Origin of the sequence: Prochlorococcus marinus str. MIT 0918, assembly GCF_027359415.1 — a bacterium.
GTDB lineage: Bacteria > Cyanobacteriota > Cyanobacteriia > PCC-6307 > Cyanobiaceae > Prochlorococcus_E > Prochlorococcus_E marinus_C.
Map to the genome: position 1 here is coordinate 785792 of NZ_CP114780.1, position 16523 is coordinate 802314.

Genomic DNA, 16523 nt, shown 5'->3' on the forward strand with positions numbered 1-16523 from the left:
AACTATTTATTGATTAGCGTATAAGCTCTGGTAGTTATTAATAGTGGATGAAAAATCTCCATAAAGTTGCTCTGAAGAGTTATAAAAAATTCCTCTACAATTTCCTTCTCATCAAAATGGAATGGATACTCTCCATTATTTCCTTTAAAGAAATACCAATTCAATAAGGCAACTGATCCACTGGATAATAAATCTTTAAAGATTAAAAGCTGTTTTGAAGGGTTAGGTAAATGTTCCAAAACATCTAAGCAAATCAAAGTATCAAATTGCAAGCTATCAATACTATCTAAATCTCTATGAACTGATATCAAATCACTGATTCCCATTTGTGAAGCTCTTTGTAAAACAAACTCTCTATTAATAGGATTTAGATCTACAAAAAAAACACGCTCGACTGTATCCAAAGCTGCTGCTGCAAGAGCATGGGTCCCTATACCTCCACCGAAATCTAAAACTTTCCCGCGCGCAAACATTTTTTGAAGGCGAAGTGTATCTGCAATATATGAAGAACTACCTAAATGCCATGCTGCAAGGTCAAAAAGATGAGAAGTGCCAACTTGATCTTCATAAAAATGTGTCGCATTTTCTGAGTTGAAAGCACCTGGGTGTATAGAAGACATATTATTCAACCCCGAACTCAACTCTCTCTCCAATTCCTGAGGTTCAAGTTTAAGATAATTAGATAAATGCTCTTTTAAATTAAACCCATCTTGGAGAAAATCTTCAATACTTAAGTTCTGCATATCAGTTATGAGTAAAATGTTTTTCTCTGTCTATTAGCAATATGAGTTAAATGGGAAATCATAAACAAAGATCTTTAATGGGTATTAATAACTTTGGCTTTTTAATTATAGACAAGCCTAAAGGCCTAACCTCTCATGATTGCGTCAACAGACTAAGAAAAATTTACGGTATTAAAAAAATTGGGCATGGAGGTACACTAGATCCAGCTGTTACAGGTGTACTTCCTATTGCCATAGGTAATGCAACTAAGCTCTTAAGGTTCCTTCCATCATCTAAAAAATATGAAGGGACTATACAACTAGGTACAAAAACAAACACAGACGATCTTGAAGGTAGAATTATTTCAAAAAAAAGGTGGCCTAAGCTAGAAATAAATGATTTAGATAACTTCCTAAATAAGTTCAGAGGATCAATCAAGCAATATCCTCCTTCTTTCTCAAGCGTTAACATTTCTGGAGAACGTGCATATAAAAAAGCAAGACGAGGAGAACTCTTTGATTTACCTGCCAAGCAAATTACTTTCTATAAAATTGAAATTACAAACTGGAATCAAGAGACTGGTCAAATTGATTTACAAGTGAATTGCTCAGCAGGTACCTATCTAAGATCTCTAGCTAGAGATATCGGTGAGGGACTTGGTTGTGGTGGTTCATTAGCTACATTGCGTCGAATAGAAGCTTTAGGTTTTAATGTAAATCAATCCATATCATTACCTGAATTACAAGAAAAAGAGGAAATAGAAAAGCCCAGTTTAATTAACCCTTTAAACGCATTAGATCATTTACCTTACTTTAGGCTAAGAAGTTATCAAGAAATGGTGCTTTGGTGTACTGGACAAAAATTAATCATCGAAGGCCAAAGAATAATGAATTCAAAGAATTACATTAAAAATAATAAGGATTTTTCAGAAAACTTTGTTTTAGTTCTCAATGGTCAAGATTACTTGTTTGGTATTGCAAAATGGTCTTCTGACCAATCTTTTATTCAGCCAAAAATTGTATTTAATGCAACAAGTTGAACTTGGGCTCAATATATTTAGTTATCTATTCAAATGAAGTAATTGTGATGCCTTTATAAAAGTGACTAAGTATTCTTTTGAAGTTAGACCCTTTTTCTGCCATGTTTTTGGCACCCCATTGACTCATCCCTACTCCATGCCCAGAGCCAGCACCTTTAACAAGTAAGTAATCATTACTGGGAATTGGTATGGATGGAGGATAAGAATAAATGTAAGAAGTTGAAGGGGGTTGAAGTAATAAATAAGCTTCCTTTTTCTTGATTTCTGGAATATCTTCTTGAAAATATTTTTGTTTATTTTGATGAGAATTTTTCATTGATTTCATTTCAAATTTAATCAATGTACTTTTTAAATCTAACACCCTACGGATTTGTTTGCCTGTTAATCTAAGGGAACCTTTTGGCCCATAAATCTTTGCTTTTAAAACTCTATTTGTCCTAGTTTTATCTACAATACGTATTGCATTTACACCTCCTATTTTAAAAAAAATTTCTTTAAGTTTTTCTGGGGAAAATTTTTTCTCCCATTTATAATGCGGATTATTCTGATCATAATCAGGAACACTAATTAAATAAGACCTATGTTTTCCCCATACAGAAACACTTTCTTCAGTTTGACCACCTGAACTACTATGGAAAACAGCATCAATCAATTTGCCATTTTTCATTATCACTAATGACCTTGTTGAATCAACAGCTTTTTGAGTACTAAGCGTTTCTGATTCTATCCCTAAATAAACTTGACTTGAAACTGATGAATCAACGTCATATTCAGGTTTATTTTTTAATTGATTCAATGCATAAGTTCTTGCTGCTACAGCTTGTGCTCTTAAAGCTTCAATAGGCCAATCTTTTGGCATTTCACTACCAACAACACTTTTCAAATATTTTTCTATTCCTAAATGATTCACTACTTTTAAAGTTCCTCCTGTATTTAAAAGCCACAATTCACCGCTATATCTTCGCTTCCCCAACCAAACTCCTCTAGGGTCTCTAGTCCACAATTTTATATAATTATCATTAAGCGGTTTTGTCCAATTTTCTAAGTCTCTATTCATAAAAACTTTCAACTTCCCATTTTCCAAAAGAACTCTTAAATATTTAATTTTTTTCTTCCTATGATCAATTCCTCGCACAAGTAAAGGCCTAATACCATCCGCTCGAAAAGAAAGCTCTTTACCCTCACGAAGCAAAACCCTAATTTTGGGTTCCTGAGCAGCTAATAGCCCATCAGAACTGGCGATAAAGATTAAACTTACCGTCGATATAATTTTAAACGAAAGTCTTTGCAAAACACTAACTTGGTATTTGGTAGCTGATTAACAATCTATTTTTACTCCTAGACAATTTTGATAAAATGAAAATGAGCAAAATTGTCAATTTTTTTAAAAGCTTTAAAACTTTGTTGATTACATTTTTAGGAACTAGCTCTGGAGTCCCAACAAGAAGCAGAAATGTTTCTGCAATGGCAGTACGCCTTCCTCAACGCTCAGAATTGTGGTTATTCGATTGCGGAGAAGGTACACAACATCAGTTCCTAAGAAGTGATCTTAGGACCTCGCAACTTCGAAGAATATTTATAACTCATATGCATGGAGACCACATATATGGTCTCCCAGGATTACTTTCAACTTTAGGGTTGGCTGGGAAATCTTTAGGTCTAGACCTTTATGGACCCAATAACTTAAAAGATTTTCTCTTTAGTGTTTTAAACAATAGTGCAAGCAGAATTTCATATCCCATTCAAATCAGTTCTATTGAAAAATTGGCTCATGAAAACAAAGTGATTTTTGAAGATAAAGATTTTATTGTTAGATCAACACCTTTAATTCATAGAGTCCCAGCATTCGCTTATAGAGTTGATCAAAAACCAAAACCAGGAAAATTCGACATAGATAAAGCTATTGCGTTAAATATACCGCCTGGACCAATTTACTCTCAATTACAAAAAGGCAAAGAAGTGACATTGCCAGATGGTAGATCATTTAAAGGAAAAGAATTTTGTGGTCCTAAACGAGCTGGGTCAAGCTTCGTGTATTGCACAGATACCATTTTCTCAGAATCGGTAATAAAGCTTGCAACTGGAACAGACTTGCTAATCCATGAAGCAACGTTCTCCCATGCAGATGCAAATTTGGCTTATCAGAGGCAACACTCAACATCAACTATGGCTGCCCAAATTGCTTTAGAAGCAAATGTAGGGCAATTAGTACTCACACATCTAAGCCCTAGATATGCGCCTGGGAACCAATTTTCTCCCAATGATCTCTTAACGGAAGCAAAGGCAATTTTTCCTAATACCCTGTTAGCAAAGGATTTTCTTCAAATTGATATACAAAAGCCTGCAACAGTTTCTTGAGACCTAGGCACACAAAACCCACATCATGAAAGAATGTGCTGGTGCGGTTGTTTCCGTAAGTCTTTGGTGTCCTCAATGGCCTCTCTTATTTCTTCCCTGAAAAGATCCCTCTCAAAATTACTGATTTTAATACCAGTAATCATCGGCCTCACTGTTAGTCCTTTTGCAGTAGATGCTCTATATCCCAGCGACCCATCTTCAGTGGATGCGCTAGACACGAGTCTTCACGGCCAAAAGCTGCAGAACACTGAATATGTCAAATATGACTTATCCGGTAGAGACCTCGGTGACGCAGATCTAAGCGGCTCATATTTCAGCGTCTCGAATCTTCAGAAAGCAGATCTTCGTGGAGCAAATATGCAAAACGTTATTGCATATGCAACTCGATTCGATAAAGCTGATCTTTCAAATGCAAACTTCAGTGGTGCAGAACTATTAAAAAGTCGTTTTGATGGAGCAGTTATTGATGGTACTGACTTCACAAATGCTGTTCTCGACTTACCACAAGTAAAAGCATTATGTGACAGAGCAACAGGTAAAACTGCTGATAGTCTTCAATGCGGAGGTCTTAATCAAAGTTATGTCCCTGCATCAGGAGAACAAAATAAGTTCAACCCTGGCATAGGCGAATAACCTAAAAAAACTCAAATAGCCATGAATAAAGGGGTCTTGTAAAGGCCCCTTTATTCATGGCTATTCTTATTGCTTTGAAAAAAAGTCCAAAGGGCTCTCTCCAAGCTTTACTATCTATGGAGCAGTTAAATAATAGAAAGCTGCTGCTGCTGCACCAATAGCGAACATAGGAACTCCCACTAACAGATGCGAGGTGCCGAACCCTAATCCCTTAGAGCGCATAATGTAATAGCCAACACCTGCCGCTCCAGCAGCTAAAGGGATAGCTGTATGCAAAAGTGCTGCAACTGCGTGATAATCGAAGTTCATTCTTAAAATTGAGCTTATATGAAGAGTATCTCAGTAAATCGTTGATAAATGAAGATAAAAACGCCAATGATGCTTTTATCTTCATCTATATTCAGAAAACAATTGACAAAAAAATCCTAATTGGATTTCATTGATGGAGAAAACAACACAACGGCTGCAGAAAGATCAACATATAGGATTAATATTGCTAGCAAGCTTTGAACGAGGATGTTTGCTATACCACCATTCTTGCATTACTGAAGAAAATCGATTTGAAAAAAAAGTAAGCGTTGTAGAAATAGGCTTAGAGCCTGGCTGAAGAATATCTACGGAATAGGAGGGACAACGCCTAGCAGCTAGATCGGGAACAAAGCGGATGCCAATTCTTCTCCAACTTGGCTCTTTACTTCTCCAAGCCAACCTAGAGCAAGGCCAAGGAAGCTCTTCACGATCAAATAATCTGCAACAAGGACCTATCACACGAAAACTGAAATGGCCACCTTGACTTGAGTGGACAGTGCCATGCTCCATAAGAGCATTAAAGTTTTCCTCTTTAATAGAACTCACAAAAAATAAATTGATTCAAAAAAAAGCCACCCATTGAGGGTGGCTGATTAAAGCTTAATTAGCAAGTATTTAAATACTTATATGAAGAGAAAACAGAAGCTCAATACAATTCTTCTTCAGCATGAGTAGTGATGCTCACATCAGATGTTGGATAAGCAACACAAGTTAAGACAAATCCAGCTTCAAGTTGATCATCGTCTAAAAAGCTTTGATCAGACTGGTCTACAGTCCCTGATGTGATTTTCCCTGCACATGTAGAGCATGCACCTGCTCTACATGAATAAGGAAGATCAATGCCCTGTTCTTCTGCAGCATCAAGGATGTATTGGTCATCTGGGACCTCAATGGTCTGATTCAAACCTTCGCTTTCACTAACGAGGGTGACTTTGTATGAAGCCATGGGATATCAAAAGAAGGACATTTGGGGTTTGAGGTAAAAAATATTACCTCTTCATGAACCCTTTTTACACTGTCTTGGGTCAAATGTGGCTTAAACATGTTAAAAATAACAATCAAGCCAATCAAAAGGGTAGCCAACCATAAGCTTGGCTTATCAATGGTTAGGCTTCTAATCTGCTTCTAGAGAGATGAATCAAAGCCCAATTGGTTTGATTGTAACTAGAGACAAATGTCCAACCAAATTTGATTAGGTCACTTGTTATATCTTCAACTTGTTCAACTAACAATCCACTCAAAAAAAGATCACTTACAGGCAAAGTTACCTTTGAGAAATAAGGAGTAAGCTCCTTAATAACAGGAGCAAGTGTATTGCAGAGCAATAAATCACCTTTTTCAAAATTTTTACCTTGATTTAGCAATAAATCAATTGATCCAACAGAAACGCTTAATTTCGTCGCATCTAAACCATTCAGCGATGCGTTTCTAGAAGTTGCTTTAACTGCTAAGGAGTCAATATCAACAGCACTAACATTCGAAGCCCCTAATTTGAGAGCTGCTATTCCTAAAATCCCACTTCCACATCCAATATCAACCACTTTCAACCCTAATGGAGGGTTACGTTCAAGAGCCTCCAAACATAAGCGAGTGGTAGGGTGACTTCCTGTCCCAAAAGCACTACCTGGATCTAATTTAATAACAATTCTTTTGTTATAGATTTCAGGCAACCCTAACCAAGAAGGCAAAATTAAAATATTGTCACCTATAGGGTCTGGAGACCAAAACTTCTTCCAACTTAAACTCCAATCTTCATTAATTATTTTGTCCCATTTAATAGAAAAAAACTCTTGATTAAAAACCTTTCCCAATTCCATTAAAGACAATTCCAAATTTTCTCTATCTTCTTTTGCCCATTCAAAAGAAGGAAGCCAAATATTCAAACTCTTTTTAAAAGTATTTTCAGGAGGATATTCAATTGAGAATCTACTTATTTTAGATTTATTTAACTGCCAAATCAAACTCTCCTCAAGAACCGAAGGGAAAACTAATACAAGCTTCCACCAAAAAAATTTGCTAGGGTTTTCCACTTGTATTTTTAAAATTTATTCAATCTCACAAAGTAACCGGATGAGCTTGATTAATTCCATCTACCGCAACTATAGAACTAAGAAGTTCTGGCGGTATTGGATCATCAATACTTAGAACCATTACGGCTTCGCCTCTAACAATTTTTCTACCTACTTGCATTGCAGCAATATTTACATTGTGCATACCTAAAAGTGAGCCAAGTTTTCCTATAATGCCAGGCATATCACGGTGTCTAGTAAATAACATGTATCTACTTGGGGTAACATTTACTGGGAATTCATCAATATTGGAAATTTTCAACTCTCCATCGGCAAATACTGTTCCTGAAAGGCTATGAGTTCCATTATCTCCAAAAGTAGTTAAATGAAGAGATCCACCTAAAAAATCAGGACTAACTTCATCTTTCACTTCATTAACAACTATTCCTCTGGCTTTAGCTTCCAATGAAGCATTTACATAATTGATCCTATCGCCCAAAGCACTTGATAATAATCCCTTCAAAGTAGCAATAATTAAAGGCTGCGAAGGATGTTTCGAAAATTCTCCTTGTAATCGAACTTCTACTTTTTGAATTTGCCCTCCTGAAACTTGATTAGCCAAAACACCCAGTGTTTCTGCAAGTTGTAAATGAGGCTTAAGACTATCCATTATTTCAGCAGAAAGACCCGGAATATTTACAGCACTTCTTGCAGGTAAACCCAAGAGAACATCTCTAATTTGTTCTGCAACATCAATCGCCACATTCTGCTGAGCCTCAACTGTAGAAGCTCCTAAATGAGGAGTCAAAATTAGATTGTTCTTAACTTGCAAGAGAGATGATTCTCCTGGCAATGGTTCATCTGCATATACATCTAAAGCTGCACCAGCAATAACATCAGCATCCAATGCTTTCGCAAGATCAGATTCATTAATAATTCCTCCTCTTGCGCAATTCACCAATCTTGCATTGGATTTCATTGTGGTTAACAACTTAAAATCAACAAGATTCTCCGTTTCAGGCGTTCGGGGTAAGTGAAGTGTTACGAAATCAGATTCTTTAAAAAGCTCTTCAATTGAACTAAGCCTCACTTGCATCTGAAGTGCTCTTTCTGCAGATACAAAAGGATCAAAAGCAATCACATTCATGCCCATTGCATTAGCAACCTTTGCAACATGAGAGCCAATTTTGCCAAGCCCCACAACCCCTAAAACTTTCTTATAGAGCTCATTGCCGACAAATTTTTTTCTTTCCCATTCCCCTGATGAAGTACTCAAATGAGCTTGTGGGATATTTCTTGAAAGTGATAACAATAAAGCCAGTGCATGTTCAGCAGCCGCAATGGTATTTCCACCAGGAGAATTAACTACTATTACACCTCGCTTAGTCGCAGTTTGTACATCGACATTATCAACTCCCACTCCAGCACGACCAATAATTCTAAGATTATGAGCTGCCTCAATAACTTCTGCGGTAACCTGAGTGCCTGATCGAATCATTAAAGCTTCATAGTCACCTATGATTGCTTTAAGTTGATCAGGGGAAAGCCCTGTCAATTGATCAACCTGTGATACCTGACTAAGAATGTCGATACCTAACTGATCGATGGGGTCCGAAACTAGAACTTTTGTCATTTAAGGCGAAAGTATGCCTAAATAAACTTTAATGAGCAAAATGTCTCTGATCAGTTTTCTATAAGACAGGTCAGAATTTAAACAATTGGAGGGCTATTTTCGTGGCTATTTGCGTGCTTGTACTAAACAACGAAAAAAAAGCATATGAATTTTGGGAAAAATTACAGGGAGGTGCTACACAAATCACTAATTTTCAAGTTATAGCGCCCAATTCAGAAAAGGAAGAGCAATCATCAGAATTCATAAAAAAACCAAGTACATCTCTTCCTCAAACTGTAAAAATTAAAGATGTGAAATTACTAAACCCGCGTCTTTCTCAAAAAGAACGTCAAAAGAAAATGTCCATTTGGCTAATGCCTTTTGGATTCGTCGCTGGGTTAACTTTCGCGAAAATGACTAATCTAAATACATTTTCAGATCTTGGTCTTGCTAAATCAAGCGAATCTTTATTCGGGGGGCTGTTAGGAATGGCATCTGGATGGATAGGAAGTTTTTTTGCTTCAAGAAGTGTTAATACATTCAATGAAGAACTAAAAAGCCTATTAAAAAGAAATGAACAAGGTTTATGGCTAATTCTATTAGAAACTCCATTTGAGATCGAAATGCCTTGGACTTTAATTAAAGAAATCAACCCTATTGAGATAGTCAATCTAGATCAAATTTGAAACTCTCTAGAAAAAAACTATTCAAAGGCAGAGCTTATCCAATTGAGATAGAACACCTTTTATTACAAGCTGAAAAAGCTTTAAAGACCTGGGAGCCAATTTGGACTTTATTTACCCCTGCCCCAATCAGAGAGCAAACTTTAAAGTTATTAAATGAAGTTGCTGATATTTCATTTATATCAAATGGAGGTTTCCCAAATGCAGAACGGCAAAGAATTCTTTTTCAAAGGAGAGAACAAGAGGAATTAATCCTTGAACAAGAATTACCAATTAGTGGAATAGAGATACAAGGGAATTTTCTTTTCGATAGAACAAATCCCAATGATTTCCTCAATGCTTTAAGAGAAACTAAAGTCAAACCTAATGAGATAGGAGATATTTTTTTAACAGGAGATAGAGGCGCTCAAGCAATTTGTACTCCCTCCGTTTCTAAATCACTAAATAACACCAAAGGAATTATTCGAGATGTAGAAATCGAATACAAGGCATTAAGCCTTGAAGATCTCAGACTCCCCACTCAAAGACTTCCTAAAACAATTAAAACTGTAGAGGCCTCAAAAAGATTAGATGCCATTGCTTCTGCTGGCTTTGGCTTATCTAGAGCAAAAATCATTAAGCAAATTCAAGCTGGCAAGTTACGTTTGAACTGGCATCAAGTCAACAATCCAAGTCGGCAACTTCAGTTAGGAGACAAGATTCAACTTGAAGGCAAAGGTTCCATAGAGATACTTCATCTTGAACTCACAAAAAGAGAACGATGGAGAGTGGAATTACAACGCCAATAAAATCTAAATTCATGAACTGCTATTTTATTAACAAAGGACCTCTAATTAAAGCCATAATATATATGGTTTTTCTTCGGGCGATTAGCTCAGAGGTAGAGCACTACCTTGACACGGTAGGAGTCACTGGTTCGATTCCAGTATCGCCCATATAAAGTGAACAAAACGGAAAAAGCCAAATCAATAATCATTGTAATTGGGTTAGGGACTTCTGGTATTGCAGCAGCAAAGTATCTCAAAGCAATTGGTAATAATGTCGTCTTATTTGAAGAGTCTGAATCAAGCTTATTTCAACAATTAGCTAAAAAATTAAATGCAGAAGGTATAAAAGTAAAACTAGGAATGCCTTTGCAATGGTCGAGTTTTAAATCATATCTAAATCAAATTTCAAAAGTTGTAATTGGCCCTGGAATTCCTTGGGATCAGTCAACTCTGAAGAAATTAAGATCAAAAGGGATAACTATTCAGTCTGAAATATCTATAGCCTGGGGAAGCCTAAAACAGATTCCTTGGGTTGGAATAACAGGCACCAATGGCAAAACAACTGTAACCCATATGCTTCATCATGTATTAAGCAAAAATCTTATCGAATCTGAGATTGGTGGAAATGTAGGTAATGCAGCTAGTGAACTTGCTCTAACTTTAAAAAGAAATCATACAAAAAAAACAAAATGGCTAGTAATTGAACTGAGTAGCTATCAAATAGAAAGTGCTCCTGAAATAACTCCACAAATAGGTATCTGGACGACATTAACTCCTGACCATCTTGAAAGACATGGCACAATTGATAATTACTACAAGATAAAACGTGGATTAATAGAGAACTCATCAATTCGCATATATAACGCTGATGACAAATACTTATCCAATCATAGAGAAGAACTGCCTCATGGCTTATGGGTTAGCACTAGAGAAAAAAAAACTGAGTCTCAATCTTTATCTGATCTATGGATATCATCTAATGGAAAAATAATAGAAAAAGGAAAAGAATTATTTGACTCTTCAATATTGCAATTACCTGGAGATCACAATCTACAAAATCTTCTTTTAGTAACCGCTGCTGCTAGAGAGATAGGGCTTTCTAGCAAAGAAATAGCAGATGCTATAATTAGCTTCAAAGGAATACCTCATAGACTAGAAAAAACTTTTGAATTAGAAGGGATAGAGATTTTTAATGACAGCAAAGCCACAAACTTTGACTCCTCAGAAACTGCACTAAAAGCAACTTTAGGCCCATTAATTCTCATAGCTGGAGGTAGATTAAAGCAAGGTTACACTAAAAGTTGGATGGAACAAATTGAGATGAAAGCATATGCTATTTTTCTCTTTGGAGAAAGCAGATACAAACTAAAGAATATAATTGAAAGTTATAATTTTCAAGGAGAAATTTATTGTTATAATGACTTAAAAGAAACTGTCAAAAAGTCTATTGAAATTGCTTTATCTAAAAACGTAAAGAGCATTTTATTCTCGCCTGCTTGTGCTAGTTTTGATCTCTATAAGAATTTTGAAGAAAGAGGAGATCATTTTAAAATCCTAGTGAAGAATTTTTTAGAGAAGCACAATTCATAATTTTTCTTATTTTTAAATTAATCTTTTAGCTGGACTTTCTAAGCTTTTAAGGGGCTTAAAAGCTAGGCCGGTGATTACACCAAATTTTGCCTAGATTAACTTTCTTTTAATTGTAAGATATATAAAAAAAATAGGTATTGATTGTGAATGAACCCCTCCCAATTCCTGAATCCATAAGCCATAAAAAGCTTAACAAGTTTCTTTCACATGCCAAGAAAGATACAAATTCAACTTCTAAAGACATCAGTTATAAAATAGATAAGAAAGAAAAACTGAAAGAATCACTTCAAGAATGGTCAATTTCAAGCAAAAAATTACTTGCTATTCTCAGACAAAATGAAAAATCGTTAACTGAAATAAAAAATTCTAAGTCAATACTTGCACTTGGAGCTATGGAAGCTCATATCAATATGGCAATGCAAGCATTGAAAGCTTCAGAAGAAGAATCATAAAAAGTAATCGTATTAGCCAAAGAAATTGTTATATATTTTTAGGTATAACTTCCTACAATGCCTGCTTAAGGTTTGCATGTAATTTATCTAATCTTTTTCGGTTAACACCTAGATCACCTAAACCAATTCTAGATGCAGATCTGACTTGAATAATGTCTTTAGAGGAAATTCTAAGAATTTCCAGATCATCTGGAAATCTAAAAATCAAACTTCTAATAACCCCATGCCAATAATTTTCTGTATTTTCTAATATCGAAACTCTAGGCATAGAGGATGCGATGCTAACTAATTTACTATAAGCCAAGTTATTATCAGGAAAAGTCCACTCTGCTCGAACACAGTTACTAGAGAGTTGACATTCAGGTAGATTGTCCAAATTTGTTAAAGCCATTGAACTCTTGGCTCCTATTAATAACACTAGAAATAAACAAAAGTCAAAAAATGGTTTCGACATCATAGCCAAAAGAGACGAGCATCTCTTACTATAAACAATTTCATTTATACCAAAAGAGTTGACTTATTGCATAAAATAAACTATAAAAAAGTATGATTAATTCCAAGAAAAAACCTAGCAAAAGGTTTGTGAGCTCAGTCAACTTTGAGGAGATGGATCATAGACTCTCCTGTGGGTGGCATGTTGAAGTTGAAAGCAGTGGCCAAAGGAAAAGGTATTTAAGGCAAGTAAAAAGCAGTCCTCAAGAAAAGATAGAAAAAAAATTGCTATGTGACAATAACCTGCATTCATTATAGATAACTCTAAATTATTAAAAGATACTTACTCATAAACAAATTCATTAGGTTTCGCATTTTTAAAAAGCTATGTCCTTAAATAAACTTTCATAAGATTGAAAGGTTTTAATTAATCCGTTTTCTTCAACAAAATCACATGGACCCATTTGACCCTGCAATTCATTACGGCCCGAATGACGCTGGAGTTTCCGCTCTTTCTATTACATTAGTAGTAATAGGACTACTTGTTGGTTCATGGGCTTTTGGCGCTCTTTATGGAATACTATCTAATTATCTAAAAGGGAAGAAAAAAGGTAATAATCAAGATTAAAACTTTAAAAGAATTCAATGAAGTTCTATGGATTGAAAAAACCGTTGAAAATAAAACAATTGAATATAAAAAGTTAAAGTAAATATACTCAATAAATCAGATCAATTCACATTCTCTATGTTGTCTTCAGATGAGACTCTAAGCATTGAGTAATACATTCCTGCTCATCCTCACCTAGAGTGCAAGCTGTAATACACTCAAAATAGGAATCTATTGCATCATTATGGTCATGAACAGCCTGAAAATCTTGAGAACTAGACATTAATTCAAACAATCTAAGTATCTATTTTTAGCATAAAACTGACCAGGTTATTCCAATAAGTTAACGAAGATAAAGTACCTAAGTATTAATTACTAACAGACTCTCTTCACTTATGGTTTAATCGTTTTAATTAAAATTCTCAATATTAATTCTAATTAAAGTAAATTCAATTTAGTAAAATATATTCAAGCTCAGTAAAATAGTAAGATGCTAAATTCAATACTTAAAGAAACGATAAAAAACTATAATAATTTTCCTAAGAATGGAATTCTTTTTAGAGATATATCTCCAATTCTTATGAGACCTAATCTCTACAAGGAGTTAATAGAGAAGATGTCTTTATCTCCTATCCTAGAATCAGCCGATGCTATTATTTCTATAGATGCAAGGGGATTTCTGCTTGGTTCAGGCATTTCTCTAATAACGTCTAAGCCACATATTCTTGCAAGAAAGCCAGGAAAATTACCAGGTGAATTAATTACTAAATCATATGATTTAGAATATGGAGAAAATACTCTCTCTATTCAAAAGGAATCAATTAATAAATTTACTTCTTTTGCTATTGTTGATGATTTATTAGCCACTGGGGGTACTATTTTATGTGTATCAAAAATATTATCCTCACAAAAAAAGAGAATTTCTGGTGCTTGTGTAGCTATTGAACTAAGTTCACTTAAAGCAAGAAATAAGTTTAATTTCCCTATTTATTCAGAAGTTTTACTATAAATAAGCTTTGTTTCCCAGTGCAGATAGATTTATAGAAACTTACATACCAAAACAAATTTTTCACATCTCACACTATTATTATTTATGAAGTTTATATCAATTTAAACTGTGGGAAGCAAAGTATGATCATATTCATTAAAAGATATTTCAAGAGGCTATAGCTGATAATTATTGAGAATATACGAGTTATAGAATTATTCTTAATAGATTGAAGAAAAAGTCTTCTCGCAAAAAATTATTCAAAAATGGAACAAATCGACTCTAATGACTTGCTTGGTTTAATTGCCGGTACATTTACAACCATTGCTTTTGTACCACAACTTTTAAAGGTTTGGAATTCAAAATCTGCAAAAGATATATCATATGTAATGTTTATTATGTTTATATTTGGTATAGTTTTATGGGAAATCTATGGGTGGGAGATACACTCTCTTCCTGTAATTTTATTTAATGTAATAACATTTTTACTTGGATCAGCGATATTAACTCTTAAATTTATTTTCGAAAGAAATAAATCTACTCTAATTAAAACTGATTAAGAATAAGATTGTAATTATTACGCAGCATTTTCAAAGTTATTTTGATCAGAATTTTGTAAAACCATAAGCCATTTAATCTCTTGGGATTCAACCATTCGTAAATCTTCTATAGTCATAGCAGCTCCTCCTAAAAGAGAATCATCATAAATTTCTATTTTTTTTTGCATATTGATAAAGTATTATTTACTTAAAAAAGCAAATAAATACAATTTATGCAAGTCTTTCTTTTTAATTCACTAACAAAGCTAAATCATAATTATTGTATGATTATGATTTAAAAATCAATTCATTAGTTGTTAGATGCTAAAACAGATAAAAAAGGATCTCCACTAATTCCCATTAGATTTAGGACTCCATTTTTTTTATTAGTTTCAGAAATATACTCTGGCTCAGGCCAGCCTTGTGCCAATAAAACATTTTTAATGTAATTAATCCTATCAATATCTGATCCTTCTACCCATACACGAGGAGATTTTATCCAGAAAGCCCTATTAGAAAAAGAAATAATTAATTTCCCGTGAGTTCTAAGTACACGTTTTAATTCCAAGGCTATTCTTTCTGGGTATTGCATATACTGCCAACCAGCTGCAATTAAACAAAAGTCTATCGAATCGGTTTCTAAAGGTAGTTTCTGGCTATTATTTAAGTTTTGCACCCAATAAGAATCTAATCTTTTATTACTAGAAAGTTCCACTTCATTAAGACCATGCCCAATAACTCTTTTATATTTAATCTCATTAGGTAGATGACTAACCCAACTAGACATTAAATCTAAAACAACAGCATCTTGATATATTTCTTTTCTATATAACTCTGTTAATCTTTTACGAAAACCATCATCCAAATGATGAACAAATCTAGGCTGAGTATAAAATAATGAATCATCATTATTATCCTCTTTTGATCTTTGATACTCAGTTAATATAGAGTTTAATTTATTCATAAGAACAAAATCCAATCAAATTAGAACATCATCTAATAATTATTCAAGCTGAAAAGTAACTGTTTTTAACTAAATAATTTCTTAATGCACCTGTCCTTTCATAAATATGATTTTTCTTTCTTCTAATTACAATTCCATATGGATTAGTGAAAATAACAAGCAATATTCGTAAGAATCTAAATCTATTTTTTTTATTAGAAGGTTCGACCATTTCCTTTGTGTTCAATTCCTTTATCACAGACTCATCAAAAAACCCTTCTCTAGAAAAAGCCTTAATTACCTTTTCCCTTTGATCAGATTTAATTGTGCTAAGTAATATTTTCATGCCTCGAATTGATTCAAGATCACCATTAATAATTTCTCTAGCGATACTTTGAAATAAATTTTCCCACTTATAGGGCTCTTTCTCAAACAAATAAGAAGCCTTACTCTCAAGATTAGCTAATAAGAGCCTTTGCTCTTCATTTTCATCAGTCTGTGCTGACAGCCAATAATCATACAAAGGAGAAATCTTTGCTAATCCCGAGAAATCCATTAAAAAGTTTTTGAACCCTACTAAAAATAAATTATTTTTTTAATTTAGCTTATGCATTTGACCTTTTCATTACTACCGAAGCCTCTTTAAATAACTCTCGTGCTCCTAAGAGGACAAACCAACCTATAGGCAATCCAATGAGAATAGGCACAAATTCCTTTAGATTAGACATAAAAGAATCCTCCTGGAGAAATTGAATAAGACTTAAAACCAATGAAAAGAATATTCCCAATAAGTGGAAGGAAATTTTCTTAATTCACTGAAAAAGTTCTTTTAAGCCTAT

Annotated in this window: 23 protein-coding genes and 1 tRNA gene; 11 read left to right on the plus strand and 13 right to left on the minus strand. The window is 34.2% G+C overall.

Going from position 1 to position 16523, the window contains the following annotated elements:
* Positions 1 to 2: 2 nt before the first annotated feature.
* Complete coding sequence (locus O5636_RS04210; protein WP_269623360.1) at positions 3 to 743, minus strand: class I SAM-dependent methyltransferase; 741 nt, start codon at positions 741 to 743, stop codon at positions 3 to 5.
* Between the two features lie 50 nt (positions 744 to 793).
* Between O5636_RS04210 and truB the strand changes: the two genes are divergently transcribed.
* Positions 794 to 1762, plus strand: a complete 969-nt coding sequence (truB, locus tag O5636_RS04215) for a tRNA pseudouridine(55) synthase TruB (protein ID WP_269623361.1) — start codon at positions 794 to 796, stop codon at positions 1760 to 1762.
* Between the two features lie 25 nt (positions 1763 to 1787).
* On the opposite strand, the gene O5636_RS04220 is transcribed toward truB, so the two are convergent.
* On the minus strand, positions 1788 to 3053 hold the full coding sequence (locus O5636_RS04220; RefSeq protein ID WP_269623362.1) for a SpoIID/LytB domain-containing protein: 1266 nt from the start codon (positions 3051 to 3053) through the stop codon (positions 1788 to 1790).
* A 110-nt stretch (positions 3054 to 3163) separates the two neighbouring features.
* Between O5636_RS04220 and rnz the strand changes: the two genes are divergently transcribed.
* Together rnz and O5636_RS04230 are read left to right on the plus strand one after the other, a co-directional pair.
* Positions 3164 to 4120, plus strand: coding sequence for a ribonuclease Z (rnz, locus tag O5636_RS04225; RefSeq protein WP_269623522.1), 957 nt, complete (start codon positions 3164 to 3166; stop codon positions 4118 to 4120).
* A 75-nt stretch (positions 4121 to 4195) separates the two neighbouring features.
* Positions 4196 to 4753, plus strand: a complete 558-nt coding sequence (locus O5636_RS04230; RefSeq protein ID WP_269623363.1) for a pentapeptide repeat-containing protein — start codon at positions 4196 to 4198, stop codon at positions 4751 to 4753.
* Positions 4754 to 4867: 114 nt separating this feature from the next.
* Here the strand turns inward: O5636_RS04230 and O5636_RS04235 are convergent, their stop codons facing one another.
* From O5636_RS04235 to serA, 5 genes are all read right to left on the minus strand, one after another.
* On the minus strand, positions 4868 to 5062 hold the full coding sequence (locus O5636_RS04235; RefSeq protein ID WP_269623364.1) for a hypothetical protein: 195 nt from the start codon (positions 5060 to 5062) through the stop codon (positions 4868 to 4870).
* Positions 5063 to 5227: 165 nt separating this feature from the next.
* Positions 5228 to 5599, minus strand: coding sequence for a hypothetical protein (locus O5636_RS04240; RefSeq protein ID WP_420063786.1), 372 nt, complete (start codon positions 5597 to 5599; stop codon positions 5228 to 5230).
* 109 nt (positions 5600 to 5708) lie between these two features.
* Positions 5709 to 6008, minus strand: a complete 300-nt coding sequence (locus O5636_RS04245) for a ferredoxin (RefSeq protein WP_269623366.1) — start codon at positions 6006 to 6008, stop codon at positions 5709 to 5711.
* A 160-nt stretch (positions 6009 to 6168) separates the two neighbouring features.
* Positions 6169 to 7092 (minus strand): 50S ribosomal protein L11 methyltransferase, encoded by a 924-nt coding sequence (gene prmA, locus O5636_RS04250; protein ID WP_269623367.1) that lies wholly within the window; start codon positions 7090 to 7092, stop codon positions 6169 to 6171.
* A gap of 25 nt (positions 7093 to 7117) precedes the next feature.
* Positions 7118 to 8704: a phosphoglycerate dehydrogenase gene (gene serA / locus O5636_RS04255; protein ID WP_269623368.1), complete on the minus strand. Its 1587-nt coding sequence runs from the start codon at positions 8702 to 8704 to the stop codon at positions 7118 to 7120.
* Between the two features lie 101 nt (positions 8705 to 8805).
* Between serA and O5636_RS04260 the strand changes: the two genes are divergently transcribed.
* The 5 genes from O5636_RS04260 (at position 8806) to O5636_RS04280 (ending at position 12175) form a co-directional block, all read left to right on the plus strand.
* Positions 8806 to 9369 (plus strand): hypothetical protein, encoded by a 564-nt coding sequence (locus O5636_RS04260; RefSeq protein ID WP_269623369.1) that lies wholly within the window; start codon positions 8806 to 8808, stop codon positions 9367 to 9369.
* Positions 9366 to 10154: a photosystem II S4 domain protein gene (locus O5636_RS04265; protein ID WP_269623370.1), complete on the plus strand. Its 789-nt coding sequence runs from the start codon at positions 9366 to 9368 to the stop codon at positions 10152 to 10154. Before O5636_RS04260 ends, O5636_RS04265 begins: the two co-directional genes overlap by 4 nt.
* Positions 10155 to 10229: 75 nt before the next feature.
* A tRNA-Val gene (locus O5636_RS04270) sits at positions 10230 to 10301 on the plus strand.
* A 6-nt stretch (positions 10302 to 10307) separates the two neighbouring features.
* A complete protein-coding gene (gene murD, locus O5636_RS04275) occupies positions 10308 to 11723 on the plus strand; it encodes a UDP-N-acetylmuramoyl-L-alanine--D-glutamate ligase (protein WP_269623371.1) in 1416 nt (471 codons plus the stop codon).
* A gap of 143 nt (positions 11724 to 11866) precedes the next feature.
* Positions 11867 to 12175 (plus strand): MATH domain-containing protein, encoded by a 309-nt coding sequence (locus O5636_RS04280; protein WP_269623372.1) that lies wholly within the window; start codon positions 11867 to 11869, stop codon positions 12173 to 12175.
* Between the two features lie 52 nt (positions 12176 to 12227).
* Here O5636_RS04280 and O5636_RS04285 read toward each other — a convergent pair whose 3' ends face one another.
* On the minus strand, positions 12228 to 12566 hold the full coding sequence (locus O5636_RS04285) for a DUF1499 domain-containing protein (protein WP_269623373.1): 339 nt from the start codon (positions 12564 to 12566) through the stop codon (positions 12228 to 12230).
* A gap of 495 nt (positions 12567 to 13061) precedes the next feature.
* On the opposite strand from O5636_RS04285, the gene O5636_RS04290 reads away from it, so the two are divergent.
* A complete protein-coding gene (locus O5636_RS04290) occupies positions 13062 to 13235 on the plus strand; it encodes a hypothetical protein (RefSeq protein WP_269623374.1) in 174 nt (57 codons plus the stop codon).
* A 115-nt stretch (positions 13236 to 13350) separates the two neighbouring features.
* On the opposite strand, the gene O5636_RS04295 is transcribed toward O5636_RS04290, so the two are convergent.
* Positions 13351 to 13497, minus strand: a complete 147-nt coding sequence (locus O5636_RS04295) for a hypothetical protein (RefSeq protein ID WP_269623375.1) — start codon at positions 13495 to 13497, stop codon at positions 13351 to 13353.
* Positions 13498 to 13704: 207 nt separating this feature from the next.
* On the opposite strand from O5636_RS04295, the gene O5636_RS04300 reads away from it, so the two are divergent.
* Together O5636_RS04300 and O5636_RS04305 are read left to right on the plus strand one after the other, a co-directional pair.
* A complete protein-coding gene (locus O5636_RS04300) occupies positions 13705 to 14223 on the plus strand; it encodes an adenine phosphoribosyltransferase (RefSeq protein WP_269623376.1) in 519 nt (172 codons plus the stop codon).
* Between the two features lie 245 nt (positions 14224 to 14468).
* Positions 14469 to 14762 carry a SemiSWEET transporter gene (locus O5636_RS04305; protein ID WP_269623377.1) on the plus strand — a complete coding sequence of 98 codons (294 nt, stop codon included), beginning with the start codon at positions 14469 to 14471 and terminating at the stop codon, positions 14760 to 14762.
* 17 nt (positions 14763 to 14779) lie between these two features.
* On the opposite strand, the gene O5636_RS04310 is transcribed toward O5636_RS04305, so the two are convergent.
* The 4 genes from O5636_RS04310 to O5636_RS04325 all read right to left on the minus strand — a co-directional run bounded on the left by O5636_RS04310 (position 14780) and on the right by O5636_RS04325 (position 16412).
* Positions 14780 to 14929 carry a hypothetical protein gene (locus O5636_RS04310; protein WP_269623378.1) on the minus strand — a complete coding sequence of 50 codons (150 nt, stop codon included), beginning with the start codon at positions 14927 to 14929 and terminating at the stop codon, positions 14780 to 14782.
* A gap of 122 nt (positions 14930 to 15051) precedes the next feature.
* Complete coding sequence (locus tag O5636_RS04315; protein WP_269623379.1) at positions 15052 to 15705, minus strand: class I SAM-dependent methyltransferase; 654 nt, start codon at positions 15703 to 15705, stop codon at positions 15052 to 15054.
* Positions 15706 to 15748: 43 nt separating this feature from the next.
* Positions 15749 to 16240, minus strand: a complete 492-nt coding sequence (locus O5636_RS04320; RefSeq protein WP_269623380.1) for a hypothetical protein — start codon at positions 16238 to 16240, stop codon at positions 15749 to 15751.
* Positions 16241 to 16289: 49 nt separating this feature from the next.
* Complete coding sequence (locus O5636_RS04325) at positions 16290 to 16412, minus strand: hypothetical protein (protein ID WP_269623381.1); 123 nt, start codon at positions 16410 to 16412, stop codon at positions 16290 to 16292.
* Positions 16413 to 16523 lie beyond the last annotated feature (111 nt).

Bases quoted from the DNA above. Each gene is read 5' to 3' on its own strand.
- O5636_RS04315 (WP_269623379.1), bottom strand. From the start codon at position 15,705: ATGAATAAATTAAACTCTATATTAACTGAGTATCAAAGATCAAAAGAG.
- O5636_RS04230 (WP_269623363.1), top strand. From the start codon at position 4,196: ATGGCCTCTCTTATTTCTTCCCTGAAAAGATCCCTCTCAAAATTACTG.
- O5636_RS04210 (WP_269623360.1), bottom strand. From the start codon at position 743: ATGCAGAACTTAAGTATTGAAGATTTTCTCCAAGATGGGTTTAATTTA.
- truB (WP_269623361.1), top strand. From the start codon at position 794: ATGGGAAATCATAAACAAAGATCTTTAATGGGTATTAATAACTTTGGC.
- O5636_RS04290 (WP_269623374.1), top strand. From the start codon at position 13,062: ATGGACCCATTTGACCCTGCAATTCATTACGGCCCGAATGACGCTGGA.
- O5636_RS04285 (WP_269623373.1), bottom strand. From the start codon at position 12,566: ATGGCTTTAACAAATTTGGACAATCTACCTGAATGTCAACTCTCTAGT.
- O5636_RS04325 (WP_269623381.1), bottom strand. From the start codon at position 16,412: ATGTCTAATCTAAAGGAATTTGTGCCTATTCTCATTGGATTGCCTATA.
- O5636_RS04310 (WP_269623378.1), bottom strand. From the start codon at position 14,929: ATGCAAAAAAAAATAGAAATTTATGATGATTCTCTTTTAGGAGGAGCT.
- serA (WP_269623368.1), bottom strand. From the start codon at position 8,704: ATGACAAAAGTTCTAGTTTCGGACCCCATCGATCAGTTAGGTATCGAC.
- O5636_RS04300 (WP_269623376.1), top strand. From the start codon at position 13,705: ATGCTAAATTCAATACTTAAAGAAACGATAAAAAACTATAATAATTTT.
- O5636_RS04295 (WP_269623375.1), bottom strand. From the start codon at position 13,497: ATGTCTAGTTCTCAAGATTTTCAGGCTGTTCATGACCATAATGATGCA.
- O5636_RS04305 (WP_269623377.1), top strand. From the start codon at position 14,469: ATGGAACAAATCGACTCTAATGACTTGCTTGGTTTAATTGCCGGTACA.
- O5636_RS04320 (WP_269623380.1), bottom strand. From the start codon at position 16,240: ATGGATTTCTCGGGATTAGCAAAGATTTCTCCTTTGTATGATTATTGG.
- O5636_RS04245 (WP_269623366.1), bottom strand. From the start codon at position 6,008: ATGGCTTCATACAAAGTCACCCTCGTTAGTGAAAGCGAAGGTTTGAAT.
- O5636_RS04235 (WP_269623364.1), bottom strand. From the start codon at position 5,062: ATGAACTTCGATTATCACGCAGTTGCAGCACTTTTGCATACAGCTATC.